The 26408-nt window shown below is 30.7% G+C and carries 31 protein-coding genes; 22 read left to right on the top strand and 9 right to left on the bottom strand.

All coding sequences use genetic code 11. The annotated features are described in order from the left end of the window. The 11 genes from BN350_RS19595 to BN350_RS16060 all read left to right on the top strand — a co-directional run. The coding region (locus BN350_RS19595; protein ID WP_147573619.1) for a PRD domain-containing protein at positions 1 to 1213 on the top strand (1213 nt) is incomplete at its 5' end. Between the two features lie 11 nt (positions 1214 to 1224). Then, on the top strand, positions 1225 to 1656 hold the full coding sequence (locus BN350_RS16105; RefSeq protein ID WP_028044510.1) for a PTS sugar transporter subunit IIA: 432 nt from the start codon (positions 1225 to 1227) through the stop codon (positions 1654 to 1656). Between the two features lie 14 nt (positions 1657 to 1670). Continuing rightward, entirely contained in the window at positions 1671 to 2138 is a 468-nt protein-coding gene (locus BN350_RS16100; RefSeq protein WP_028044509.1) for a PTS sugar transporter subunit IIB, read from the top strand. Between the two features lie 19 nt (positions 2139 to 2157). Then, positions 2158 to 2958, top strand: coding sequence for a PTS mannose/fructose/sorbose/N-acetylgalactosamine transporter subunit IIC (locus BN350_RS16095; RefSeq protein ID WP_028044508.1), 801 nt, complete (start codon positions 2158 to 2160; stop codon positions 2956 to 2958). A 13-nt stretch (positions 2959 to 2971) separates the two neighbouring features. After that, positions 2972 to 3808 (top strand): PTS system mannose/fructose/sorbose family transporter subunit IID, encoded by an 837-nt coding sequence (locus BN350_RS16090; RefSeq protein ID WP_028044507.1) that lies wholly within the window; start codon positions 2972 to 2974, stop codon positions 3806 to 3808. A 69-nt stretch (positions 3809 to 3877) separates the two neighbouring features. Then, positions 3878 to 4843, top strand: a complete 966-nt coding sequence (locus tag BN350_RS16085; RefSeq protein WP_028044506.1) for an SIS domain-containing protein — start codon at positions 3878 to 3880, stop codon at positions 4841 to 4843. 60 nt (positions 4844 to 4903) lie between these two features. Further along, complete coding sequence (locus BN350_RS16080) at positions 4904 to 5383, top strand: pyridoxamine 5'-phosphate oxidase family protein (RefSeq protein WP_028044505.1); 480 nt, start codon at positions 4904 to 4906, stop codon at positions 5381 to 5383. 21 nt (positions 5384 to 5404) lie between these two features. Then, positions 5405 to 6295: a DMT family transporter gene (locus BN350_RS16075; protein ID WP_028044504.1), complete on the top strand. Its 891-nt coding sequence runs from the start codon at positions 5405 to 5407 to the stop codon at positions 6293 to 6295. 77 nt (positions 6296 to 6372) lie between these two features. Further along, positions 6373 to 7191, top strand: coding sequence for a Cof-type HAD-IIB family hydrolase (locus tag BN350_RS16070; RefSeq protein ID WP_028044503.1), 819 nt, complete (start codon positions 6373 to 6375; stop codon positions 7189 to 7191). A 14-nt stretch (positions 7192 to 7205) separates the two neighbouring features. Then, positions 7206 to 7790 (top strand): sugar O-acetyltransferase, encoded by a 585-nt coding sequence (locus BN350_RS16065; protein ID WP_028044502.1) that lies wholly within the window; start codon positions 7206 to 7208, stop codon positions 7788 to 7790. 5 nt (positions 7791 to 7795) lie between these two features. After that, the gene (locus tag BN350_RS16060) at positions 7796 to 8401 is read left to right on the top strand and encodes a DUF1349 domain-containing protein (RefSeq protein WP_028044501.1); all 606 of its coding nucleotides are present in this window, start codon (positions 7796 to 7798) and stop codon (positions 8399 to 8401) included. A 29-nt stretch (positions 8402 to 8430) separates the two neighbouring features. Here the strand turns inward: BN350_RS16060 and BN350_RS16055 are convergent, their stop codons facing one another. Then, a complete protein-coding gene (locus tag BN350_RS16055) occupies positions 8431 to 9027 on the bottom strand; it encodes an HAD family hydrolase (protein WP_028044500.1) in 597 nt (198 codons plus the stop codon). Between the two features lie 14 nt (positions 9028 to 9041). Beyond that, positions 9042 to 9638 (bottom strand): HAD family hydrolase, encoded by a 597-nt coding sequence (locus BN350_RS16050; protein ID WP_028044499.1) that lies wholly within the window; start codon positions 9636 to 9638, stop codon positions 9042 to 9044. A 79-nt stretch (positions 9639 to 9717) separates the two neighbouring features. Here BN350_RS16050 and BN350_RS16045 point away from each other — a divergent pair, with 79 nt between their 5' ends. From BN350_RS16045 to BN350_RS16030, 3 genes are all read left to right on the top strand, one after another. Further along, positions 9718 to 10338, top strand: coding sequence for a phosphatase PAP2 family protein (locus tag BN350_RS16045; RefSeq protein WP_044600414.1), 621 nt, complete (start codon positions 9718 to 9720; stop codon positions 10336 to 10338). A gap of 201 nt (positions 10339 to 10539) precedes the next feature. Then, on the top strand, positions 10540 to 10857 hold the full coding sequence (locus BN350_RS16035; protein WP_044600413.1) for a PadR family transcriptional regulator: 318 nt from the start codon (positions 10540 to 10542) through the stop codon (positions 10855 to 10857). Beyond that, entirely contained in the window at positions 10857 to 11429 is a 573-nt protein-coding gene (locus BN350_RS16030; RefSeq protein ID WP_028044496.1) for a DUF2812 domain-containing protein, read from the top strand. The genes BN350_RS16035 and BN350_RS16030 overlap by 1 nt, the downstream gene beginning before the upstream one ends. Before the next feature lie 653 nt (positions 11430 to 12082). Here BN350_RS16030 and rbr read toward each other — a convergent pair. The 3 genes from rbr to BN350_RS16015 form a co-directional block, all read right to left on the bottom strand. Beyond that, positions 12083 to 12670 carry a rubrerythrin gene (gene rbr, locus BN350_RS16025; protein WP_028044495.1) on the bottom strand — a complete coding sequence of 196 codons (588 nt, stop codon included), beginning with the start codon at positions 12668 to 12670 and terminating at the stop codon, positions 12083 to 12085. A 17-nt stretch (positions 12671 to 12687) separates the two neighbouring features. Beyond that, the gene (locus BN350_RS16020; protein WP_028044494.1) at positions 12688 to 13092 is read right to left on the bottom strand and encodes a Fur family transcriptional regulator; all 405 of its coding nucleotides are present in this window, start codon (positions 13090 to 13092) and stop codon (positions 12688 to 12690) included. A gap of 73 nt (positions 13093 to 13165) precedes the next feature. Beyond that, positions 13166 to 14086: a hypothetical protein gene (locus tag BN350_RS16015; protein WP_028044493.1), complete on the bottom strand. Its 921-nt coding sequence runs from the start codon at positions 14084 to 14086 to the stop codon at positions 13166 to 13168. Between the two features lie 33 nt (positions 14087 to 14119). On the opposite strand from BN350_RS16015, the gene hflX reads away from it, so the two are divergent. Beyond that, the gene (gene hflX / locus BN350_RS16010) at positions 14120 to 15337 is read left to right on the top strand and encodes a GTPase HflX (RefSeq protein ID WP_028044492.1); all 1218 of its coding nucleotides are present in this window, start codon (positions 14120 to 14122) and stop codon (positions 15335 to 15337) included. Positions 15338 to 15344: 7 nt separating this feature from the next. On the opposite strand, the gene BN350_RS16005 is transcribed toward hflX, so the two are convergent. Then, positions 15345 to 15995, bottom strand: coding sequence for a PTS sugar transporter subunit IIB (locus tag BN350_RS16005; protein ID WP_044600412.1), 651 nt, complete (start codon positions 15993 to 15995; stop codon positions 15345 to 15347). Between the two features lie 153 nt (positions 15996 to 16148). On the opposite strand from BN350_RS16005, the gene BN350_RS16000 reads away from it, so the two are divergent. Together BN350_RS16000 and BN350_RS15995 are read left to right on the top strand one after the other, a co-directional pair. After that, the gene (locus BN350_RS16000; protein WP_028044490.1) at positions 16149 to 16910 is read left to right on the top strand and encodes a metallophosphoesterase; all 762 of its coding nucleotides are present in this window, start codon (positions 16149 to 16151) and stop codon (positions 16908 to 16910) included. Continuing rightward, positions 16907 to 17719, top strand: coding sequence for a MurR/RpiR family transcriptional regulator (locus BN350_RS15995; protein WP_028044489.1), 813 nt, complete (start codon positions 16907 to 16909; stop codon positions 17717 to 17719). The genes BN350_RS16000 and BN350_RS15995 overlap by 4 nt, the downstream gene beginning before the upstream one ends. 8 nt (positions 17720 to 17727) lie before the next feature. Here BN350_RS15995 and BN350_RS15990 read toward each other — a convergent pair whose 3' ends face one another. The 3 genes from BN350_RS15990 to BN350_RS15980 form a co-directional block, all read right to left on the bottom strand. Next, positions 17728 to 18546: a metallophosphoesterase gene (locus tag BN350_RS15990; protein WP_028044488.1), complete on the bottom strand. Its 819-nt coding sequence runs from the start codon at positions 18544 to 18546 to the stop codon at positions 17728 to 17730. Next, positions 18543 to 20294 (bottom strand): ribonuclease J1, encoded by a 1752-nt coding sequence (gene rnjA / locus BN350_RS15985; RefSeq protein ID WP_044600411.1) that lies wholly within the window; start codon positions 20292 to 20294, stop codon positions 18543 to 18545. Before rnjA ends, BN350_RS15990 begins: the two co-directional genes overlap by 4 nt. Before the next feature lie 90 nt (positions 20295 to 20384). Then, positions 20385 to 21257, bottom strand: a complete 873-nt coding sequence (locus BN350_RS15980; RefSeq protein WP_028044486.1) for a DegV family protein — start codon at positions 21255 to 21257, stop codon at positions 20385 to 20387. 139 nt (positions 21258 to 21396) lie between these two features. On the opposite strand from BN350_RS15980, the gene BN350_RS15975 reads away from it, so the two are divergent. The 5 genes from BN350_RS15975 to BN350_RS15955 all read left to right on the top strand — a co-directional run bounded on the left by BN350_RS15975 (position 21397) and on the right by BN350_RS15955 (position 26399). Then, positions 21397 to 22212: a mechanosensitive ion channel family protein gene (locus BN350_RS15975; RefSeq protein ID WP_028044485.1), complete on the top strand. Its 816-nt coding sequence runs from the start codon at positions 21397 to 21399 to the stop codon at positions 22210 to 22212. A gap of 308 nt (positions 22213 to 22520) precedes the next feature. After that, positions 22521 to 23438 carry an ABC transporter permease gene (locus BN350_RS15970; protein WP_028044484.1) on the top strand — a complete coding sequence of 306 codons (918 nt, stop codon included), beginning with the start codon at positions 22521 to 22523 and terminating at the stop codon, positions 23436 to 23438. 16 nt (positions 23439 to 23454) lie between these two features. Beyond that, positions 23455 to 24387 (top strand): ABC transporter permease, encoded by a 933-nt coding sequence (locus tag BN350_RS15965; protein ID WP_028044483.1) that lies wholly within the window; start codon positions 23455 to 23457, stop codon positions 24385 to 24387. Between the two features lie 12 nt (positions 24388 to 24399). After that, the gene (locus BN350_RS15960; RefSeq protein WP_028044482.1) at positions 24400 to 25413 is read left to right on the top strand and encodes an ABC transporter ATP-binding protein; all 1014 of its coding nucleotides are present in this window, start codon (positions 24400 to 24402) and stop codon (positions 25411 to 25413) included. A gap of 2 nt (positions 25414 to 25415) precedes the next feature. Next, positions 25416 to 26399 (top strand): ABC transporter ATP-binding protein, encoded by a 984-nt coding sequence (locus BN350_RS15955; RefSeq protein WP_028044481.1) that lies wholly within the window; start codon positions 25416 to 25418, stop codon positions 26397 to 26399. The last annotated feature ends 9 nt before the right edge of the window (positions 26400 to 26408 follow it).

Raw genomic sequence — 26408 nt, 5'->3', positions numbered from 1 at the left:
ACATCTGATTAATACAAATTTAGAAATGAAGATGATAGATATTCTCTCTATTATTATGATTATCTATTTACATCATTACAATGCTCAAGTCTCAAGACGAAATATTTTTGGAATGATTGTTTGTCATGGTTATTCAACAGCAACTTCGATTGCAGAAGCAGTGAACAGTTTATTAGAAAATTATGTGTTTGATGCTGTGGATATGCCATTAGATGTGACAGTTGATGAAATTAAAGAAGTATTAGTAGGACGATTAAATCGTATGAATCATAATGCGGATGTCATCGTTATGGTTGATATGGGATCTCTTGAACAATTAGGAAATAGCTTAAGTACTGCTATTAATTGTAGTGTTGGCGTGATTAACAATGTGTCAACAAGGCTTGCACTAAATGTTGGAAACTGTATCTTAAATGATCGTGATATTCAAACGACATTAGAAAAGGTCAGTGCTGAATCAAAAGCAGCTTATACAATTATTGAACGTCAAAAGAATGACACAATATTATTTACAAGTGAAAGTGGAATTCATATGGCACAAAGAATGCGTGAGTTATTTGAAAATAGTTTTTCTACACAAACACCAATTGATTTAGAAGTTTGTGATTATACACAATTAATTGCGAATGGACAAAATCATGAAATTTTTCAAAACAATAATGTTTTGTTTATTACTGGAACAGCGAATCCACATATTGAAGGTCAAGTGTTCATTGCGCTAGAAGATATCATATCAGGAAATAATATTGATGTGATGACATCACGTTTGTCAAAATATTTACAGCCTGAACAATTAGATCATTTGCTAGATAATTTACGCAAGAAGTTTACTTTACAAAATGTAGTAGGATATTTAACAATTCTTAATCCAAAAGTTTTATTAGATAATGTCACGTTAGCGATTGAAGATTTACAGCAGCGTCTGAATAAAAGTTTTGGTGGAAAAACATTAATTGGTATTTATATTCATGTTTGCTGTTTAATTGAAAGACTTGTAACAAAGACGGCTATTACAGAATTTGTGGATCTGGAAGGATTTGAAAGAGAAAACAAAGAGTTTATACAATCAGTTTATGAATCTTTTCAGACATTATCAAAAAGATACAATATTACAATACCAACAAGTGAAATTGCATATCTGTATGAGTTTATTGCAGCAGATGAAGAGAAATTTGAAGATGGAGAGTTGGTCTCTAAATTAAATGGGAAATAGGGGAATGAAAAATGGAAAAAGATAAAAAGATTATTATTGCAACACATGGAGAACTTGCTAGAGGGTTTGTGAGTGCATTGAATATTATCGTTGGAGATACAAGTAGGATTGAAACAATTTGTGGATATCTTACACCAGATTTTAACTTAGCAGATGAAATTGAAAAAATAATGACAAGTGTTGATTTTGATACAACTGATGTCATTGTCTGCACAGATATGATGGGTGGAAGTGTTAATAATGAATTTGTAAAACACTTATCACAATACCCATTCTATCTTGTTACAAATACAAATTTAGCTTTCTTAGTTGATTTGGTATTAACACCAGGGGAAATCAATACGGAAATACTCAATGCAAAAGTCAGTGATGAAATGGTCTCTGTTAAATATGTGAATAGTTTAGTGAATCATTATGAAGATGATTTAGATGATAGTTTATAAGGAGGAGAACTTTAATGATTAAAGCAGTTAGAATTGATCATCGATTAGTTCATGGTCAGGTCGCATTTTCTTGGACACAGTTTTTAGGAGCAACAAGAATTATTGTTATTGATGATAAAGCAGCTAATGATGAATTTCAAAAGATGGCTTTAAATATGTCAAAACCTGCTGGAGTAAAATTAAATATCTTCACAGTTGAGAAAGCTTTATCAAAGATGGAAAAAGTTGAAACATTGAAAGATACAATCTTTATTGTCTTTGGTTGTACACATGATGCAGCAAGATTTATAGAGCAATATCCAAAGTTTAAGGAAGTTAATTATGGTGGTATTGCGAAAAAAGAAGGGTCTCAACAATTCTCATCAGTTATTTATTTGAATGATGAAGAAATTGCGGATACAAAAAAGATTTTGGATGCTGGTGTAAAGATTTTCATGCAGCAGTTACCAACATCAAAGAGAGAGGAATTGAAATTAAACTAAAACAGGAGGGAAAAGTATTATGTTATTTCAATCGATTTTAATTGGATTGGTTGCAGTCTTCATGGTTTTGGATTCACGTATGTTAGGACGTTTGAATTTTGAAAGACCATTGATTACTTGTACAATCGTCGGGCTTATTATGGGGAATGTTGAAACAGGACTATTAGTTGGAGCCCAAATGGAAATGATCACTTTAGGTATGATGAGTATTGGAGCTTCAGGTGTTGATATGAACATTGGAGCGATCACAGGATGTGCTCTTGTTATTACATCAGGTGCATCAATTGAAACAGCTCTAACAATTGCTGTACCAATGACATTATTAGATCAGTTATTAACAACAGTTGCTGATATTATTCGTATTCAATTATGCCATATGTGTGATGGATATGTTGAAAAGAGTCAATATGCAATGGCAAGACGTGTTCATATCTTATTTGGACCACTTGTATATTCAGTATTTAAATTTATCCCAGTATTCTTTGCAGTTTACTTTGGAAATGATTTAATTAACACAATTGTAAATGCAGTTCCTGAATTTATCATGAGTGGTGTTTCTTTAGGTGCTAACTTAATTTCATTCTTTGGGTTTGCAATGTTGTTATCTACAATGATTAATAAAAAGAATGCAGTATTCTTCTTCTTAGGATTTGTAATTGCAGCATATTCAGGATTAGGTTTAACAGCTATCGCAGTCATTTCAATTGTAGTCACAGTCTTATTATATCAAATCAAATTTGGAAATAGTTCTTCTTCATTACAGGCAGCTGGTGCAGATATTGATGAATTAGATGAACTAGATGACGAATTGGATGATTAGGAGGGGAGAAGCTATGTCAAAAAAAGGATTAGAAATTCAAAGAAATTATCCACTCAATAAAAAGGTTAAAGAATTTTTCTGGGGTGGTTGGTGTATGCAGGCGCTTTGGAATTATGAAAGACAAATGAATACAGCTTTCATGTGGGGGATATCTAAAACAATAGATCGTTTGTATCCAGATCCAGAGGAAGATGAAAAGAAAAAAGAAGCTTATCGCAGATCTTTAGAGTTCTTTAATATTACACCTCAGTTTGGAGCATTTGTATTAGGTTTAACAGCAGCAATGGAAGAAGAATATGCTGATAATCCAGAAACATTTGATCCAAAGATGATTAATTCAGTGAAAGTTGCATTAATGGGTCCATTATCAGGTATTGGTGATTCACTGTTCCAAGGAACTGTTAGAGTTATTGCTATGAGTATTGGTATTTCATTAGCACAGCAAGGATCAATCTTAGGTCCTATCTTAGCTATGTTAATTTCATTTGGTGTCAGCTTCCCAATCACTTGGTTTGGAGCTAAACTTGGATATTTAAATGGTCAAAAATACTTAGAACAAATTTCTAAGAGTAATTTGATGGATAAGATTATGTATGGTTGTAGCGTTGCTGGTTTGATGGTTATTGGTGGTATGGTTGCAAGTTTGGTTAATATTACAACACCATTAGCTTATGGAGAAGCATTACAATTACAAGTCATCTTAGATGGTATTATGCCTAAATTAATTCCATTAGCATTAACTGGAGTTATGTATTTCTTAGTGAAAAAAGGTGTTAAACCAATGGTTGTTATTATCTCATGTTTTATTGTAGGTATCATATTGAATTACTTTGGTATCTTAGCAATTTAGGAATATCTTAGCAATAAGTTTTCCATATATTATTGAACGTTAGAAAAGATAAAAGAGGAGGAAGAAAAAATGTTCGATGTTAAAAAAATGATTGAAGAAATTACTTCAAAGAAAGAAATCAAAAACATTAGTTTTACAGGAGTTGGAGGATCATTAGCTTGTTTCTATGCACCTTATTACTATGTTTCAAGAGAGGCAAAAAATGTAACAACAAGTTATACTTCATCAAATGAATTTGTACATGATACACCATCATGTGTAGGGGAAAATTCAATCGTTGTGATTTCGTCTCGTGGTGGAAATACAGCTGAAACTGTTGAAGCAGGGCGTGTTGCTAAGAAATTAGGAGCAACTGTTATTGGAATGACTCATGAAGAAGGGGATAATGGTATTACTGACGTTTCTGATTATGTTGTCTTATTTAAAGATTTATCTGAGGCAGTTTATGAAGAAAGCAAAACTGGATATATCTTACGTATTGCTGTAGAAACATTACATCAAGTTGAAGGAACTGGAAAATATGAAATGATGTTGGATGCTATGAAAAAAATGAATAATTTAGTTCCAGCTGCTGAAAAAGCAATTATTCCAGAAGCAATTCAATTCTCAATCAACTATAAAGATGATAATATTATTTATACAATGGGTTCAGGAACTGCATGGTCAGCAGCGCAACAACAACAGATTTGTATCTTAATGGAAATGCAATGGATTAACTCAGCTGTTATCCACACTGGTGAATTCTTCCATGGTCCATTTGAAATTACTGATCCAGATACAGCATTCTTATTATTAAAATCAACTGGTAAAACAAAACCATTAGATGAAAGAGCTATTTCTTTCTTAAGTCAATACAATCATCATTTCACAGTTATTGATGGTGAAAAATATGGTATGAATGACTTAGGTGAAGTTAGTGAATACTTCGATTATGACTTCCATACAGCAATGCTTGGTGTATTTAATGAATTATTAGCTGATATGAGAAATCATCCATTAAGCAAAAGAAAATATATGTGGAAATATAAATATTAATAGTAACTTATCTGGCAATGCTTATTGCCAGATTCATTCTATTTAAAGGAAGTGAAAAATATGTTTAGAGAAATGCGACGTCATCGTCAAATTCTATCAATAAAAGAATGCACTGATATTTTAGCAAGAGGAACAGCAGGTGTATTGGCAGTTCTAGGAGATAATGATTATCCATATACTGTTCCTTTAAGTTATGTCCATGATAGTTCAAGAATTATCTTTCATATGGCTAAGTCAGGGCATAAGTTAGATGCAATAAAAGATCATTCAAAAGTATCTTTTTGTGTGATTGATCAAGACCAGATTGTAGAAGAAGAATATACAACATATTTTAGAAGTGTGATTGTTTTTGGTAAGGCAAAAATATTAGAAGATACTATTGAAAAAAGAAATGCATTTGAAATATTTGCTGAAAAATATTCTCCTTATGATGAATTAGGAAGAAAAGCAGAAATTGATAAATTGTTTAATCAAACAATGATTGTGGTTATTGATATTGAACATATGAGTGGAAAAGAAGCGATTGAACTCAAAAAATAAATGGTAGAGAGGGGGATTATGATGAGTGAAAAAAGAGCACATCTCTATTGTGGTATTGTCGCAGTTATATGGGGTTTAGGTTTTATTGCAGTGGAAAGAGCTTTGGTTTCATTTTCTTGTTTTGATATTTTATTTATTCGTTTTATGGGATCGGCATTACTTGCTTGGGCATTAATTATAAAGAAGATAAAACAAATAGATAGTCGTGTTGTCAAAAAGGGAATCTTTAATGGTATATTACTATTTATTGCATATGGCTTACAGACATATGCACAGACATTGACAAGTGTCAGTAATAATGCGTTCCTTTCAGCATCTGGTGTTGTCATGGTCCCTTACTTTTGTTATTTTGTATTTAAGAAGAAACCATCTAAAAGACAAATATTAAGTTCATGTCTTTGTTTATTTGGTGTTTCTATTTTGACTTCGTCACAAATGACATTCCAAATAGGCGATTTACTTGCTTTAGGATGTGCAGTATTCTTTGCTGCTCATCTTGTCTCTTTACAATATACTTGTGTTTTAGAAGATAGTCGGATTATTAATGCAGTCCAATTAGGAACATGTGCAGTTTTATCTATCCCTTGTGTTTTATTATTTTCTCATGTTCCTACTCAGATTTCTGGTGAATCTATTTTATCATGTATTTATATTGTTGTATTTGCAACATTTCTATGTTTTTTCTTACAAACACGAGCACAACAAGTAGCAAGCGCAAGCAGTTGTTCAGTGATTTTATCAACTGAGAGTTTATTTGCTGTGATTTTCTCAGCAATCATTCTTAATGAATATATTAAGATGAATGTTATTATAGGTGGTTTATTCATATTAATATCTGTGGTCCTTGTCCAAACATCCTCCCTTAAAATTGTTACACATAGACTACGAGAAAGAGTCAAAGCATATCATTAGATATGTTTTTTCTATTTACGAAAATATTGGTATTTCATAAAGTTTTGTTTTACAATGGGAAAGCAAGGAGGAGAGATATGAATTATCAATTGATTGCTTTGGATATGGATGGAACACTTTTAAATCATGAATTGAAAATAACGAAGAGTAATCTAGATGCTATGAAAAAAGCGAAAGATGCAGATAAGTATGTTGTGATTTCTACTGGAAGATCACTCAGTGAAATGAAACATTATTTGGATGATTTAACAATGGTAAGATATATGATTTTAGAGAGTGGTGCTTGTGTTTATGATTTATATGAACATCAAATGATTTATCAAAAAACTTTTTCAAAAGATGACATTTTAAAAATATATAACACATTACAAAAACAAGATATTATGTTACATATATTTACAAATGGGTATTCATATTCACCTGATGGACAAAGACAGAGAATGGATGAATATCAGATGGGAAAATATCAGAATATGTTTTTGGAGTGTGTAGAGCCTATAATGAATGTTGAATTATTCTTTCAGAAACATATGAATCATGTTGAAAAAGTTAATTTCTATCATCGTTCTACAGAAGAAAGAGAAAAATCTTTACAATCTTTAAAAGATTTAGCTATTGTTAAAGCTTGTGTAGAAATATCTTCTTTAGAATTAACACCAAAAGGTGTTAATAAAGGATTAGGAATAGAGCATCTTTGTGATTATTTAAATATATCAACTGACCAATGTATTGCAGTGGGTGATTCAGATAATGATTTAGAAATGTTAGATACTGTTGGATTAGCTATTGCAATGGGAAATGCGAATGAAAATGTAAAGAATATTGCTGATATTATTGTGAATGATTGTGAACATGATGGCGTTGTAGAGGCCATTAATAAATATCTCTTAATATGAAAGGAAGAAAATGAATGACAGAACGTGAAAAGATGGAACAGGGACTTTGGTATGATGCTAATAATGACAAACAATTATTAAGTGAAAGATTAGATGTAGAGGAATTATGTTTTCTATTGAATCAGACAAATCCTAAAGATGTGAAGAGAAAATCAGAAATATTGAAACAATTAATACCTCATATAGGAAGTGATATAACTTTATTAACACCATTTTATACTGATTATGGTTATAATTCTTATATAGGAGATCATACATTTATTAATCGTAATGCATATTTAATGGATTGTGCAACGATTACTATTGGTAAGAATTGTTTTATAGGACCAAACTTTGGTGCTTATACAGCTAATCATGCTTTGGTTGCTGATGAGAGAAATGCTGGTCTTGAAATTGCTTTACCTATTACAATAGGGGATGGTGTTTGGATTGGTGGAGATGTGACAATCCTACCTGGTGTGACAATTGGAAGAGGTAGTGTGATTGGAGCTAGAAGTACGGTCACGAAAGATATACCAGAAAATGTGATTGCAGTAGGAAATCCTTGTCATGTGATTCGTTCTATTACAGCAGATGATTCAATTATTTCAAAGGAGTAAATAATATGAATATGAGTGATTTTAAGTGGACAAGACAACCTCAATCTTATCATATAACAGATGATAGAGTTGAAATTGTAACGACGCCTCATACAGATTTATGGCAAAGGACGTATTATCATTTTCAAAATGATAATGCCCCTGTATTACAAATGGAAACAGATCAGCAATATTTTAGTTTTGTTGTGAAAACAGATTTTCATGATAGCCATCATCGTTTTGATCAATGTGGCATTGTCATGTATTTAGATAGTGAGAATTGGTTAAAAGCATCTATAGAATATGAAAATGAAAACTTTCAGCATTTAGGCAGTGTTGTGACAAATAATGGGTATTCAGATTGGGCAACAACAGAGATTGATGCTTCGATAAAATCCATGTGGTATCGGTTAAGTAGACGAGAAGATGATTATTGTATAGAGTGTTCAATGGATGGTGTGAATTTTCAGCAAATGAGAATTTGTCATATGCACAAAGGTAAAGGAAAGATTCAATTTGGTATCTATGCTTGTTCTCCAGAAGATTCTTCATTTCAAGCAATATTTAGACATATGCAAATGTTAGAGTGCCAATGGTTAGCTCATAATGGACAAAAACCTGATGAAATATAAGAGGAGACTGAATTTCAGTCTCCTTTGTATTATAAAATATGTAATGCTTTTAATTTTTCTTCTAGACTTTCTTCATAAGGTAAGTAAATACCCGTTATCCCTAATTCATCAGCAGTATTTGCATTCATAAAAGAATCATCTATAAAAACAGATTCTTTTGGAGCGAGTGCATATTTGTCAATTAATAACTGATAAATCTGATGATCTGGTTTTATACAGTGAACATGAGCAGATATGATTTTTCCATCAAATATTTTAAAGAAATCATATTTATGAAACATAGTTTCTATAGCTTCTAAGTGAAAATTAGATAATAAATATAATGAATATCCTTTTTCTTTTAACTGATATGCAATTTTAACATTCTCAACAATAGGAGTCATCATATCAGTCCAATGATTTAAGACAAATGTTATTTCTTCACTATATTGAGGATGTCTTTTTGTAAGAATTTCAATAACATCATGAATCATCATAGTTCCTCTATCTAACTCAATCCATTCATCACTCGCAAATAATCTTCCCATAAGTTCATTGACTGTTTCTTGATCATAAAACTGTTTTAAATAATCACGTGGCTGAAATCTTAATAATACATTTCCAATATCAAAGATAATATTTTTCATACATTTCTCCATTTCTATAGTATATTCATTTTGATAAGTTCATTTCTTAAGTCAGTTTGATAAGGTAAATAAATACCATACATACCTAGTCTTTTTGCTGTATTAACATTAGCCAAAAGATCATCAATAAAGACAGATTCTGAAGGATTTAATGAATATCTATCAAGTAAAACTTGATAGATTTTTTCTTCTGGTTTAACTAATTTTTCTTTTGAGGAAATAACAGCACCATCAAATAGTTCAAAAAAATCATATCTTTTGAATAAAGTATCTATCCCATCAGTTGAAAAATTAGATAAGATATATAATAGATAACCCTTATTTTTAAGTTCATAAAGTAATTGTATTGTTTCTGGAATAGGAACCATCATATATGTCCAATGGGTTAAAAAGAAGATAAGTTCATCATGATAGTGAGGATGTGCTAATGTTAATGAATTGATAGCTTCTGATAAAGTACATGTTCCAATATCTAAGTTAACCCACTCATCACTAGAAAAAACAATTGTCATTAAATCGCCCATAACATTTTTATCAAAATACTGAAGAAGATATTCTTCGGGCTGAAAATCTAGAATAACATTTCCTATATCAAAAATAATATTTTTCATATCATTAAGCTCCATTCATACAGAATTCACATTATTTAAACATCATTGTATTATATATTTTATCATGGAGGGATAAATCATGAAAGCATTTTTAAAGAAATATAAAAACATAAAATATCTTTTGATTTTTCTTTTGATTTATATGATTGGATTTCTATTGTTAGAAAAACGTATGTCTACAAGAACAATCATGACAAGTTCATTGATAGATCAGTATATTCCATTTAATGAATATTTTGTAATCCCTTATTTACTATGGTTTGCATTTATTGCTTTTGGTTTTGTCTATTTTATATTTATTGATCAGGAGGGTTTTCAAAGAACAGCCTTTTATCTTTTTACTGGAATGATGATTTCTTTGCTTATTTATTTGATTTTTCCTAATGGCCAAGATCTAAGAGTAGAACTCAATAATGAAAATGTCTTTCAAATTTTAGTTGGTTTCATATATTCAATAGATTCACCAACTAATGTCTGTCCAAGTATTCATGTTTATAATAGTCTTATGATGAGTATTTCATTAATGAAAAGTCAAAAGATGAAGGAACATCATATGCTTTGTATTTTCATTATTGTATTAACATTCTTTATTTGTGCATCAACAGTTTTAATTAAACAACATGCCTTTGTCGATATGATTGCAGCAATTGTTTTGGCTTTAATTATTTATGGAATTGGTAAAAAGAAATGGAGTTATTAAGAAGTTGATAGTTAATCAACTTTTTATGTTGACAATTATATCACACCACGATATAATATCGGTGTGATATATCGAGGTACGATATATAGGAGGAGAGCCTATGATTTATGATTTTGTATTAGCAGCATTACCTTGGATTGTAATGGGCTTAGCAGTCGCAATTGTTATAGCATATGCGAGTAAAAAGAAAGGAAGATAAGCGTGGAAGATAAAATTAAGCGTGTTTATATTCCCATGACAGAAACTGGTTTTTATATCTTGTTTTGTTTACAGACTGAAATGCATGGTTATAACATTATTCAAAAAGTAAGTTCAATGACAAATGGAGACATTCAAATTGGAGCGGGGACAATGTATGGGAGTTTATCTAAAATGGAAAAAGATGGACTAATTCAGTTTACAAAAGAAGAAGGGAAAAGAAAAAGTTATATTATTACTGATTTAGGAAAAAAGATTTTAGATATTGAAATTAAACGCATTGAAAGATTATATAAAAATAGTCAGGGGGTGAGTAAGTGATGGAAACAAAAGTAATGAAGAGATTTTTTGGATTGGCTGATTTCTTAGAAGAACAAAGATTTTTAGAGGAACAGCATAAACAAGGCTGGAAATTTATAAAATTTGAAGCCCCTAGGAAATATACTTTTGAAAAATGTGAACATGAAGATTATATTTATCGTTTGGATTACAATGAGGAAGAAAAAGATGAGGAAGCATATTTGCAGATATTTCAGGATTGTGGATGGGAATATTTGATGAAATATCAGACATGGTATTATTTTAGAAAGAAAAAATTATCACTGAATGAGAGTGATCAGGAAATATTTAGTGATAATGATTCTAAGATTGATATGATTAAGAAAGTTATGTGGAAACAGATGTTGGTATTGATACCGTTTGTCTTATTTTTACCAATATTCATAACAGCAATCAATCATTTTCTTAATGAAGATATTGTTTTTAAAATGATATGGATTGTTTATATACTTATCATGGTTTTCTTATTAAGTATGTGTGTTCATAATATCATTAAACTGAATAAATTAATTCAAAGTCTTGCAAATCCATTGGATGATCATGAAAATAAATGAATGAAAAGAATTTAAAAACGGAGTAGAATCATTGACTCCGTTTTAATCATCTATTTTATTTTCTAGAAAAACTAATAATATGTTTTGTGGTGTATCATAGTAAAAACTTGAATTATAATTATCTATTTTATCACTCACATTAGTGATATGATCACTATGATAAATATCAGCAAGTTCATATGTTTTTTTATGTTTCTCTTCTTATCATATGCAACGTCCTCACACGAAATATATATAAGGCGTTATAATTTTCTTGGCTATTAAAACTAATACGATGTGAGGAATATTTGAATTGTACTAATAACAAAGATTATTTATAAGTAATTATTTCATTAATATAATCAGAAATATAGTTATAAATCTGATCATTCATCATAGCACCAATAATAATACTATAAGTATGTGGTATACCATCTCTACATTGAATAATACAATCATTCTTCGCTCATTTTTTAAATTTCATAATGACTGGATAATGATATAAGTCCTGTCCCGAATACTGTTGAAATGTTTTTTGATGCAAAATCTGCATCACTGCCATTAATGAACTTAGATAATTCAGTAGACTTAAAAGTGAGGAAATGATGATTGATTATTCATTAATAAAATGATATAAAAAAGCCCTCAGAATTATTTGAGGGCAATGTTTTATATTAACCTTTGAAGAATGTATAAGCTTCAAAATGAGCTTGTGGATGATCACACGCTGGACATCTTTCAGGAGCTTTTGTTCCTTCAAAAATAAATCCACAGTTATTACATTTCCAAGTAACTGTTTCAGATTTTTCAAATACAGTACCATTTTCTAAGTTTTCTAATAATTTTAAATATCTTGCTTCATGCATTTTTTCAGCAATAGCGATACTTCTGCATACTTCAGCGATTGCTGGGAATCCTTCTTCGTCAGCAATTTTAGCGAATTCTGGATACATATCAGTCCATTCTTCGTTTTCACCTGCAGCAGCAGCTTTTAAGCATTCTGCAGTTGTTCCTAACATGATTGGGAAATCTCCTTCAACATGTAATGCTTCACCTTTAAGTTCAGCATTTAATAATTTCATTAATCTTTTTGCATGTTCTTTTTCTTGGTTAGCAGTTTCTTCAAAGATATTAGCAATTTGCACATATCCTTCTTTTTTAGCAATTGATGAATAATAAGTGTAGCGATTTCTTGCTTGAGATTCTCCAGCGAAAGCGTGTAATAAATTGTTAGCAGTTTTTGATCCTTTTAATGTAGGCATTTGATATGCCCTCCTTTCTAATGTTTCTTTTTTAAGCAGTGGCGACAAGTTCCATGGAATAATATCTCCGCAGAATGAATCTGGTCGTCGCAGATATCTTGAACCTTATCGATAAGAGGGGAAATTAGAGATTCATCTAAAAATAAATCTTGAATGCTTCCACATTCATCACAAACCAAATGATAATGTGGTTCAACTCTTGCATCGAAGTGTATAACACCATCACCGACATCTAAACGTAAAATTCTTTTTTGGTCAGCAAGTAAATTCAAATTCCTATAAACTGTCCCTAAGCTTATATCTGGAATGATTTTACGTACATTCATATAGATGCGATCGACATTAGGATGCGTACTATCTTCTTTCAAGACATCATAGATGGTTTCTCTTTGTTTAGAGTATCTTAATTTTGTCTCGGCCATAAGTCTCCTCCTTATTAATAATGGTTACTATTATTTTATCATATATTTCTATAATGTCAAATATTGTAGCAACTTAAATAAAGAAAATATATTGGAGTAAACAACATAATAAAAAGGAACAAATACCATGGATAACACGATCTTTAAAATAAGTAGGAAAAGAATAAGGGATGCCTTCCAAAATATTATCTACTTGCATTAAGACAGATAAACCAGAAAATGATAAATATAAACTGACAATAGGATAAACGAGGAAATGATGATATTGTAATAATTGAATAGAACCCGAACTAAATTCAAGGATACCTTGAATAATACTTAATAGAAAATCATTGTGGATAACTGTTTGTAAACTATAACCAACAAATTGAAAAACAAGCATATAACCAAGAATAAAGATGAATGCTGTTAAAGATGTTGTAATACTTTGTTTTATTGCTTCCACAAATGACATATGAGGATTCTTTAATTCATAAATCGTATCTTTAAATGTTAAAAATTGAAATGTTTCTTTATGGAGAATAGCCTTTATAATACTTGGAATAATATGACTTATATAGATCATGAGAGATATTTTGATAGGAAGATGTAATGAGACAAAGATAAAACTTAATGATGAAAAAGAGGCAATAGATAGAAGATGTTGTAATTGATGAATATTAATATAACCAAATTGATAGGATTCTTTTATAATTTTTGCATTGGTTGGATAACCACAGAAAAATGATACAAAATATAAAGATGACATATGTGGTGTTAAATGAAATAGTGGAGAAAATATGAATTGTATGAAATAACTAAAAAGATTAAATAAGCCTAGTGAAAGACATAATGATATAAGAATCATAAAAGGGAGCAAAGAAGGTAATAAGTTATTAAGAACAATCTGAATAACATTTGTTGAGACTTTGACAATCTGAAACATATTCATAAATGAAAAGATAGTTGTAAATAAAACAAGACAAAGTGTAAAATAATAGTTGGCTTTTTTCATAGTGACTCCTTATAATAGAGAAGAGGTGATAATGTGAAAGCAATACTTGTTGGGGTTGAATATGATCATATGTATTATGATCTAGATATATCAATGAAGGAATTAAAAGAATTAAGTGCAGCTTGTCATATTGAGGTGAAAGATGTTCTGATACAAAAATTAGATCAGATATCTCCTAAGTACTATATTGGAAAAGGTAAGGTAGAAGAATTAAAAACAATGATTAGTGATGATGATATTGTGATCTTTAATGAAGAATTATCACCTTTACAAGTTAAGAATTTAATTGATGCATTAGATGTAGAAGTGACTGATCGTAGTGATTTAATATTACGTATATTTGAATCACGAGCTCAAACAAAAGAAGCAAAATTACAAGTTCAAATTGCAAGAAATCAGTACTTATTACCTCGATTAGCTGGTATGAAAGAGGAACTGTATTCTCAGCAAGGTGGTTCTGGATTTAGAGGTAGTGGTGAAAAACAGATTGAATTAGATCGTAGAATTATTCATCGTGAATTGGTACAAGCCAGAAGAGAATTACAAACCATTGTTAAACAACGGCAGACACAACGTCAATTACGTAAAAGAAATCAAGAAAAAGTTGTATGCTTGGTAGGTTATACAAATAGTGGGAAATCATCATTACTGAATTACTTTACTGATAAGAAAGTATTTGAAGAAGATATGTTATTTGCATCTTTACAAACAGCATCAAGACAAGTGAGATTAAAGAATCATCATATCATTATGAGTGATACAGTAGGATTTATTAATCAGTTGCCTCATCATTTGGTACAGGCATTTCGTTCTACGCTAGAGGAAGTCAAAGAGGCGGACTTATTATTACATGTTATTGATTCATCATCATCTTATTGTGAATCACAGATAGAAACAACATTAGAAGTATTAGAAGCAATAGGTGTTAAAGATACACCAATGATTTATGTTTATAATAAGGTAGATAAAGATCGTTATGCATTTTTACAGCCACAAGAGCCTTCTGTATTTATTTCAATTAAAGATGAAGTCAATCTTGATATTTTAGAAAATATGATGATTGATATGCTCTTTAAAGATTATGAATTAATTGAACTTTATATTCCATATGATCATGGAGAAGTTTATAGTGATATCAAACAACACTATGAAATGATTCATGAGGATTATTTAGAGAATGGAATATATGTGTCTTTTTATGTTGATGTTAAAGATAAATATAAATATCAGGATTATTTATATTTAAATTGAAAAAATGCTACCGTGAAGGGTAGCATTTTGCATCTATATTATAATTATTTTGAATTGTCTTGATAATTTTACGATAATCTTTTGTAGCATAATCAGTTGGATCAATACAATGTATAGGTATTTGTTTTTTTGTATAGGCTAGTATATTTGGTTCAAAATATGCAATTTGAGGTGCTAAATATAAAGCTTGATAATGATGATATTCTTTATAAATTTGTTCTATTGAAAGAGAATCAAATTCAAAAGGAATGTTCTCTAATTCACAAACTTCTTTCATTTGATTAACAAAAACTGAGGTTGATAGGCCACCACTACAGCACATAGCTATTTTGATTCGTTTTTGATTATTATGCTTAATCATAGTTTGATAAAACTCATGAAAGAGGTGACAGCATTGTGAAAGGTCAATAATAGTGTAATGTAAATAGAAAAGAAGATCATTATTATTTTTACGATAAAGTTCTTCTTCTACAATATTGTTATACCAGACAGTCACGAGTCCTTTCACATGAGACATTTCAAAAGAGATGGATTGAAATTTATCATTGTTTTCTTCTATATGACATTGAACTCCATCTTTTTGATAAGATGTTTCATTAAGAATAATCCATTTTATAAAGAAATCATGATATAGGGGTAAATAGAATTCATCTAACATAATTATCACCTTCTTATATATCATAACCTTTTTATTGCCTAACGTGAACCTTTTTTCCTTAATAGAAAAGGAAAACTTTAAATTTTTAAAATATGAGCATGTTTAGTTTAATAAAAAAAATAATTATGGTAGAATGTAATGGGGTGATGATATATGGAAAAAAGAATATTTGTTATATCAGATCTTCATGGTCAGTTTGTTTTATTGCAGTTGTTATTAGATCGCATAGGATTTAATGATAATGATGAATTATATATTTTAGGTGATATCATGGATAGAGGACCTAATAGTATTGATATTTATTATTTTGTACAGGCTATGGATAATATTCATATGATTAAAGGTAATCATGAGATTATGATGCGTCAGTCAATGCAAACTGCTTTGAAATATAATGATTTGGATTCTGAAAGATCAAATCCATATCGACTATGGAAACAAAACGGAGCGCAAAAAACAGTGAACAGTATTCGAGAATATCTCCAAAAGGATTATATTCCATATGAAGAGTATTTTGATTTAAAGCAAATGTTTATAAAGGAACTCATTGCTTTTATTGATTCGTTGCCTAGTTATATAGAGTTGGATGTTAATGGAAAACATTATGTGTTAGTACATGCAGGAGTGGATCCAGAGATTCCATTAGAAGAAAATGATGAGGAAATTCTAGCGTGGATTAGAGAGTATTTTTATTTAAATGAAGCAAATCCTGACTTTACTTATATTTTTGGACATACACCATGTTGTTTTATTAATGAAGATCATTCATTTAATATCTGGTATGATCCTGATTATCATAATAAAATAGCTATTGATGGTGGACTGGCTGTTGGAAATAAAGGACAATTGAATTGCCTTTGCTTATCAACTGGAGAAGTAACAGTTATTAAATATGAGGAGGGACAGCCTAAGTGAGAAGTGCATTTTATAATTTAATTAACTTTATTAATATGACGAATGTCCATGATGTTTATTGGGGAGCAGCAAAGAAGATTCTTCAGAACATCTATCAAATACCACATAGCACAATTACTGAAGTTGCAGATATGTGCTATGTTTCCACTGCAACAATATCTCGCTTATGTCGAAAGCTAAACTATGAATCATTTGCTGATTTTAAAAATGATGTCACTATGAATCTGAACTTCTTTAATCAAGATGCAAAAAGATTATACTTTGATCATCAATTACCTTCTCGTGATACAATTAATGAAGGGAAAGAAATTTTTAAAGATCATTTTCAAAATATTATTCATAACTTACAAGATACATATGATAATATTCAATATGAAGATCTCATGAAGATAGTAGATAAAATACATGACTCAAAACATATTTGTTTTGCTGGTAATTTCTTTACTCAATCTGTTTCAATGCAACTTCAAATTGAATTGTCTTATTTAGGAAAAGATTGTATTGCAATGTATCCGTTAGAACAGCAAAAAGAAATCTATAAATCATTAGACAATCAAGATTTGGTTATTGTGACATCTATAGCTGGAGGATTTTTTCAGGATCATCCAGATGCTATGAGAGCATTAATGAAAACACCGGCTTATGTGATTGCGATTACACAATTAGATGAATTTCCATATAGTGATAAAGTGGATATGATTTTACATGTAGGAAATAATCACCATTCACTTATTGGGAAATTCTCTATTACATATATATTTGAAGTTTTAGAGGCTTTATATCATTTAAAATATGGAACAAGAAAGTAGCAGTTCTTTTAAGAACTGCTACTTGTGTTTAATGTAACAAAATTAATTTGATTTCTTGCAAAAAATTTATATGGAAAACTTGAAGGACCTGAGAAACCATTGGATACCAATAAAGTTGATCCACTTTTTTGATAGACTCCATGATTATATGTTTTTGCACCATCAATACTCATTAATGGTCCATAATAAGGAATATAAATAGAACCACCAGCACTATGACCTGATAATTGTAAATCAATTTGACCCTGTGTTTGTGAAAATGTATCAGGCTGATGAGCTACCATTATTTTAATTGTCTTGGTTTCACCTTTGAGTGCTGAGATATCTGATTCTCCATCATAAGTATATAAGAGGAAGGAAGAATCTTTATAATAAATTGTTCGTACTTCATTTTCAAGGACTTCAAATCCTCCATCGTTTAGGACTTGAGAGACTTCTAATGAAGCTTTTTTATCATTTTCTCCTAAGACAGCAAATTTACCATATTTACAATCAATATCTTTTAAAGCTGCTGATACTTCTTTAGCATTAAAAACACTCCCATCATAAAGATCTCCACCAAAGATAACCATATCAAAAGGATAATTGTTAAGTCTTTCTATCATTTTTTGAAAACGTTCTAAGTTATCTTTATTTGTAAGATGTATATCAGTAATATAGGCAATTTTAAAACCATTTAATTGGGAATTAATATTTTTATGGACATATTCATAATTTGAAAAAGTATAATCTTTTGGTGACAAAGCGTAGGTATAATAACCGATAAATAATAAACCAAAGACGATTAATAAAAGTATTAATCGTCTTAATAATTTTAATTTTTTCATGCTTTCTTATTCATAATAACAGGAATAATCATAGGATTACGCTTTGTTTTATGATAGAAGTATGGTCCAAGAGTGTCTCTGATTGTTGTTTTAATTTCACCAAAAGTTGTTTTGCGTTTAAGTAACTGAGAAAGTTCACGACTTACTAAGAACTCAGCTTCTCTAATCATATCTTTGCTTTCTTGCATATATACGAAGCCACGTGACATAATGATTGGTTTATTTAACAGACATCCTGAACGTGAATCCATAGAGATTAAGACTGAAACCATTCCATCTTCACTTAATATTTGACGATCTCTTAATACAGCTGTAGATAATCCTGTAATATCATTACCATCAACATAAATATCATCAACATGAACACGAGGCCCTAAACGTGCTTCACCATTACGAAGTAATATTGAATCACCATTAGATAAAACAAAGGAATTACCTTTAATAAGCCCAACTTCTTCAAAGAGTTTTGCATGAATCTTTAACATACGATATTCCCCATGAACTGGAAAGAAATATTTTGGTCTTGTTAATAGTAACATAAGTTTTTGTTCTTCTTGTGAAGCATGACCAGATGTATGTAAATTATTAATAGCTTCATTTGTAAGAACACGGGCTCCAGCACGATAAAGTTTGTTAATCACTTTGCTGACACTGCCAGCATTACCTGGTATTGGATTAGATGAGAAAAGAACAGTATCTCCAGGTTTGATTGAAATCTGACGATGTGTTCCATTAGCAATACGACTTAAGGCAGCTAATGCTTCACCTTGACTTCCTGTACATAAAATAAGAATTTCGTTGTCTGGTAAACGTTTGGCCTCATCATTCTTGATAAAGAAACGATCAGGACATTTAATATATCCAAGTTTTCTTGATACTTGAATATTGTTTTCCATTGAGCGTCCAAAGACTAATATTTTACGGTTAAATTTAACGGCTGCATCAATAATCTGTTGTACACGATGAACATTTGATGCAAATGTTGCAACAATTAATCGACCTTCTGTTTTTCTAAATTCTTCTTGAACGCTATAAGCAACCTGTTTTTCACTAATAGAGAAACTAGGAACTTCAGCATTTGTTGAATCACTCATTAATAATGTAACACCGGTTTCTCCTAAAAATGACATAACTTGATAATCAGCAGGATCACCAACTGGTGTCAAATCAAATTTAAAGTCACCAGTAGAAACAACACGTCCATTAGGCGTATTAACAATAATTCCTAATGATTCAGGAATAGAATGATTTGTTTTAAAGAAACCAATATTAAAGTGTTTTGTTTTCACTTGATATAAATTATTGATTTGAATTAATTTTGTAGCATTTGTTAATCTTCTTTCTTCTAGTTTTCTTCTAATCATTGCACAAGCAAGAGGAGAAGCATAAACAAAAGGAACAGAAACAATTTGTAAGAGGAATGGAATTCCTCCAATATGGTCTTCATGACCATGAGTAATTAAAAGTGCTTTGACTTTCTTTTGATTTCTTTTTAGATAAGAGTAGTCAGGAATAACATAATCAATTCCTGGTAATCCATCTTCGGCGAATTTGACACCTGCATCAATGATGATGATTTCATCATCATGTTCAATACAATACATATTTTTTCCAACTTCATTAAGTCCTCCTAAAGCAAAGACTTTTGTATCTAGTGTGTGGTTGTCATTTTTTATATTCGTCTTTTTGGTTCTATTATGAGGTGTTCTTCTACGTTGAGGAGAACGTTTTTGAGGCATATCTGCCATTTGTTTCACCTTTCTTTCTTTTATAGTATACCACTTTGTCTTCATTTTATAATAAAATGAATGAGAATGGAAGCCATTCTCATTTACATACTAAATAATCTTTTTACATGCAGCAATTGCAAGTGAATGTGGCCCAATATGACAAGCAACGCTTAGTGATAATGGATCACAGATAATTTCATGGTTAGGGAAAGTTTCTTCAACTTGTTTCTTAAATTCAAGAGCTTGTTCTTTGTCATAAGTATAAGCAATCATAATACGTGCCCCTGACATATCATCATGTTCAGGATCAATACGTGTTTTAATATCTTCTAAAGCTGCATTAATCATGATCTTATTGGCTTTTGCCATTGTACGTGTCTTTTGGAATGAATCAAGCTTTTCACCCTGAATTGTTAAAATTGGCTTAATTTTTAGTAATCCACCTAATGCTGCAGCAGCAGGAGTAATTCTGCCACCTTTTTTCAAATATTCTAAAGTATTAACAGTAATATAAATTGTTGCATTTAACTTGTTATCCATTAATATGTCATGAATTTCTTTTGCATCTTTTCCTTGTTTAGCAAGTTCAATTGCATCTAATACATCATATTTCTGTGTCACAGAAATACGCTGTGAATCAACAACGTAAACTTTATCTTTGAATTCTTCTTCATCAGATAGCATTAATGCTGTTTGACAAGAACCACTTAATCCACTAGACATTGGAATGTGTACAATCTGATCATAATCTTTTAAAATATTATTGAAGAACTTTGTAACCTCACCAGCCGCAGGCTGTGAAGTGAAAACTTCAGCACCATTCATTAATTTATCATAAAACTCATCTTGTGAGAGATTGATATCTTCTTCATACTCTTGACCATCAATAGTAAAAGGCATTGGTAAAACAAAAATTCCTAATTCTTTGGCTTCCTTTTGTGTTATACCACTGTTACTATCAGTCATTATAGCGACTTTCATGAGATTCCTCCTTCTTGATTGTATGTAATTTGACATTTCTATTTTATCTTATTTATAAAATAATGCAACCTTTTTATATTGACATGTTCACAATATTTCTTAAACTATATATATAATACAATGAAAAGAGGAATATTGGATGAATGATATACTACAAACGTTTATAGATAAGTATACAAATGTGGGACTTAATTTGGTTGATGCATTGATTGTCTTTATATTAGGATGGTATGGAACAAAGATTTTAATTCATATTTTAGTAAAAATGATGAAAAAATCTAATGTTGATCCAATTGTGATTAATTTTGTAAAGTCCATAGTCAATGTTGGATTAAGAATTATTGTCATAATTACGGTTATTGGACAATTAGGTGTTTCTGTGACTTCTTTGGTTGCTGTTTTGACCACAGCTGGAGCAGCTATTGTTTTGGGATTGCAGGATTCAATGAAAGGTATTGTTTCTGGAATTATTATCTTATTTGCGAAACCATTTGTAAAAGGTGATATTATTGAGGTTAACAGTTATATAGGAAAGATAGAAGAAATTCAATTGTTGTATACTATACTGATGACCTTTGATAATAAAATGGTTGTTATTCCTAATAATGAATTAGCATCTTCTACTTTTGTGAATTATTCACATGAGGATATTAGAAGAGTAGATATGACAATGGATATTCATTATGAAAGTGATGTTGAGTTAGCTAAACAATTAATAATGAATGTCATTGAAAATCATCCCTATGCTCTTAAAGAACCTGTTCCTTATGTGAGAGTAAGTGAATATAAAGATCATGCAATTGCTATTGGATTAAGAGTATGGTCACAAACTGATCATTATTATGATTTGAAAGATGATCTTATGGAACAAATCAAACAATCCTTTGATCAACAGGGAATTGCCATTCCATACTCACAATTAGATGTTCATATTCATCAATCTGATAAATCTTAACAAAAACATACATGATGTATGTTTTTTTGTATAAATTTTACATTTTAGTTCAGAACAAATATCTAAAAGATAAAACAAATTGTTTACACATGTATACAATTATAAAAAAGCAAACGCTTTTTTAATGAAAAAAACAAATTATTGAAAAGATTTTTGGAAAATTATGAAATCGACAAAATTTTTTTAAAAAGAAAGTTGACCAAAGAACAATTTTTATGTATGATGTATTGTACGAAGATATATTTTATATAAAGTTTGGCTTGTAAAAGATGAAAATATCTTTGTTATGATGAAAGGTATGGTAAAAAATGGGTAAGTATGTAGTAAAACGTATATTAATAGGGATTATAACGTTATTTGTTTTATCTAGTGCCACTTTCTTTTTGATGAAGGCTACGCCTGGTTCGCCAATTAGTGGTGAAAAGTTCAAGACTGCTGAAGCAAGAAAAGCAGCAGAAGAAAGATATAATTTAGATAAACCAGTTGTGACGCAATATGCTTTATATTTAGAGGGTGTTGCTCAAGGTGATTTGGGAGAAAGTATGGTACATGAGGGACGTACTGTTACATATTATATTGGAAATGGATTTCCTGTTACAGCGAAATTAGCTTTTGTAGCATTTATTGTTGCTGTGACTGTAGGAATTACATTGGGGACAACTGCAGCTCTTTCAAGAAAGAAATGGGTTAATAATGTTTGTATGTTTATTGCGACAATTGGAGTCAGTGTTCCTTCATTCTTGATTGCAATGTTACTGGTTGTTATATTTGGGGTTAATTTAAAAATGTTCCCATTTATAGGTTTGGCAACGCCAGCACATTATATTTTACCAGCATTAGCATTGTCATTGTACCCAATATCAATGATTTCACGTTTGACACGTAGTAGTATGCTGGAAGTTATGAAACAGGATTATATTATTTTAGCTCGTTCTAAAGGAACACCATATAAAAAAGTTATTATCAAACATGCTTTAAAGAATGCAATGTTGCCTGTTATTACATATATTGGGCCAATGTTTGCTTTCTTATTAACAGGAAGTTTAGTTGTTGAAACAATTTTTGCAATTCCTGGACTTGGATCATCATTTGTTACATCTGTTATGGACCGTGATTATCCATTGATTATGGGAATGACTATTTTCTTAGGTATTTTGATTATTTCATTCAACTTAATTACTGATATTGTATCTGCTATGGTAGATCCAAGAATTAAATTGAAATAGGGAGGGAGTTAAGATTATGGATTTGAAAAAAGAAGAATTAACATTGACTCCAGACTTATTTGAAAAACTGGATGATAGTGAAAAGAATGCTGAAAAGATTTCATATGAGAGTAAAACATACTTTCAAGATGCATGGGTACGTTTTAAGCAAAATAAAATGGCATTAATTGGATTATTCTTTGTTTTGTTTATGATTATAGCTTGTATCATAATTCCAATGGTTTCACCATATAGTTATGATGAACAAAATATGGCTATTGCGAATCAAGGACCTACTATGGCTCACTTGATGGGAACTGATAAGTTTGGTAGAGATATCTTAGTTCGTATTATGTGTGGTGGTCGTATTTCGTTAAGTGTTGGATTTATGGGAGCGTTTATTGCTTTAGGTATTGGTGTTATTTATGGTGGTATTGCCGGTTATCTTGGTGGAAAAATAGATATGTTAATGATGCGTTTTGTTGATATGATGTATTCTATTCCAGATATCTTATATATTATTATGATTGTTGTTGTGCTAGAACCTAGTTTAACTTCAATTATGTTGGGAATTACAATTTCCTCTTGGATGGGGATGGCAAGACAAGTACGTGCTCAAGTCTTAACATTGAAAGAACAAGAGTTCTCATTAGCTGCTTTTGTTTTAGGAGCAAGTAGAAAACGTATTTTGTTAAAACATTTAATTGTCAATTCAATGGGACCTATCATTGTTTCAGTGACAATGTTAGTACCTAGTGTTATCTTTAATGAAGCCTTTTTAGGATTCTTAGGAATTGGGTTGAATGCTCCACAAGCAAGTTGGGGAACTTTAGCAAATGATGCACGTCGTATGATGATGTCTCAACCAATTCAAATTATTTGGCCAGTTATGGCTATTTGTTTGACAATGTTAGCATTAAACTTTATTGGAGACGGATTAGGAGTTGCTCTTGATCCAAAGAAGAAGTAGGGAGGTTATAAAATGTCTGCAATGTTAGAAATCAAAAACCTTTCTACAGAGTTTTCTACTGATAATGGAACTGTTCAAGCTGTAAGAGATGTTTCGTTTGAAGTTCAGAAAGGTGAAATTTTAGGTATAGTTGGTGAATCTGGTTCAGGAAAATCACAAACAATGTTTTCTGTAATGGGTTTATTAGCTGGTAATGGTAGAGTTGCAACTGGAGAGATACTTCTTGATGGTAAGAATATTTCACCATTAGCATTTAAAAGTGAAAAAGAATATGAAGATACAATGAGTGATATTCGTGGAAATGATATGGCAATGATTTTCCAAGATCCAATGACATTCTTGAATCCTGTATTAACAATTGAAACACAATTAACAGAACCAATTTTAAATCATAATAACGTTTCAAAAGCTGAAGCTAGACAACGTGCAATTGAGTTAATGGCTAAAGTTGGAATTCCTTCGCCGGAATCTAGAATTAAGCAATATCCACATCAATTTTCAGGTGGGATGAGACAACGTATTATTATTGCGATTGCCTTGGCTTGTAATCCAAAATTAATTATTGCGGATGAACCAACAACTGCATTGGATGTAACAATTCAAGCACAAGTATTGGATTTGATTTCTGGATTACGTGATGAACTTGATTCTAGTATTATTATGATTACACATGATTTGGGTGTTGTTGCAAGTTTATGTGATAGAATTGCAATTATGTATGGTGGGAAAATTGTTGAAATTGGAACAGCAGATGAAATATTCTATAATCCACAACATCCATATACAAAAGGATTATTATCTTGTATCGCAAATCCTGAAGATAAGGAAAAGAAAGAGTTACATCCAATTCCTGGATCACCACCAGATTTATTAAACCTTGGAGATTGGTGTCCATTTGTTGATAGATGTGAAAAAGCAATGAAAGTTTGTAAGATGAAAATGCCATCTCAAGAAGTTTATTCTGATACTCATCAGGCTTCTTGTTGGTTATCTCATCCTCTTGCAAAAGAAGGGAAGGGTGAATAATAATGGCTGAACCTATATTAGAACTGAAAGATTTAAAAGTATATTTCTATGTGAATGGCGGATTCCTAAAGAAAAAAGATGAAGTTAAAGCAGTTGATGGAATTTCCTTAAAGATTTATCCAGGTGAGACATTTGGTTTAGTTGGTGAATCTGGTTGTGGGAAATCAACAACTGGTCGTGCTATTGTCAAAATTAATCAACCAACCAGTGGTCAAATTTTAATTGATGGGCAAGATATTACAAAAATTCATGGAGAAGATTTGAAAAAGTTTAGACAAGATGTCCAAATGATTTTCCAAGATCCATATGCAAGTTTAAATCCACGTATGACTGTTGGTGAGATTATTCGTGAACCAATGGATATACATGGAATCTTTGATACAAAAGAAGAAAGAGAAAAACGTGTAAGAGAATTACTTGATTTGGTTGGTTTAAAACAAGACCATATCCGTAGATATCCACATGAGTTCTCTGGTGGACAAAGACAACGTATTGGAATTGCAAGAACACTTGCACTTAATCCAAAGTTTATCGTTTGTGATGAGCCTATTTCAGCGCTAGATGTTTCTATTCAGGCGCAGGTAATAAATTTGCTTGAAAAAATTCAAGCAGAAATGGGAATTTCTTATTTATTTATTGCTCATGATTTGAGTATGGTGAAACATATTTCAGATCGTATTGGAGTTATGTATTTAGGAAATTTAGTTGAAGTTGGAAATAGTGATGAAGTTTATACTGATCCACTACATCCATATACACAAGCTCTTTTATCATCTGTACCAATACCAGATCCTAAAATAGCTCGTGAGAGACAAAGGATAGTTCTTGAGGGAGAACTTCCTAGTCCAATCAATCCGCCTTCAGGATGTGTGTTTAGAACACGTTGTCCTAAGGCTACAGAGAAATGTGCACAGGCAAAACCTGAATTAAAGGAAGTCAATGGTCGACTTGTCGCATGTTTCTTGTATGAAGATAATAAAGAATAGGGAGGAGAC

The organism is Candidatus Stoquefichus massiliensis AP9, from assembly GCF_000455285.1.
Classification (GTDB): Bacteria; Bacillota_I; Bacilli_A; order Erysipelotrichales; family Coprobacillaceae; genus Stoquefichus; species Stoquefichus massiliensis.
This window is presented reverse-complemented; position numbering and strand designations above follow the sequence as displayed.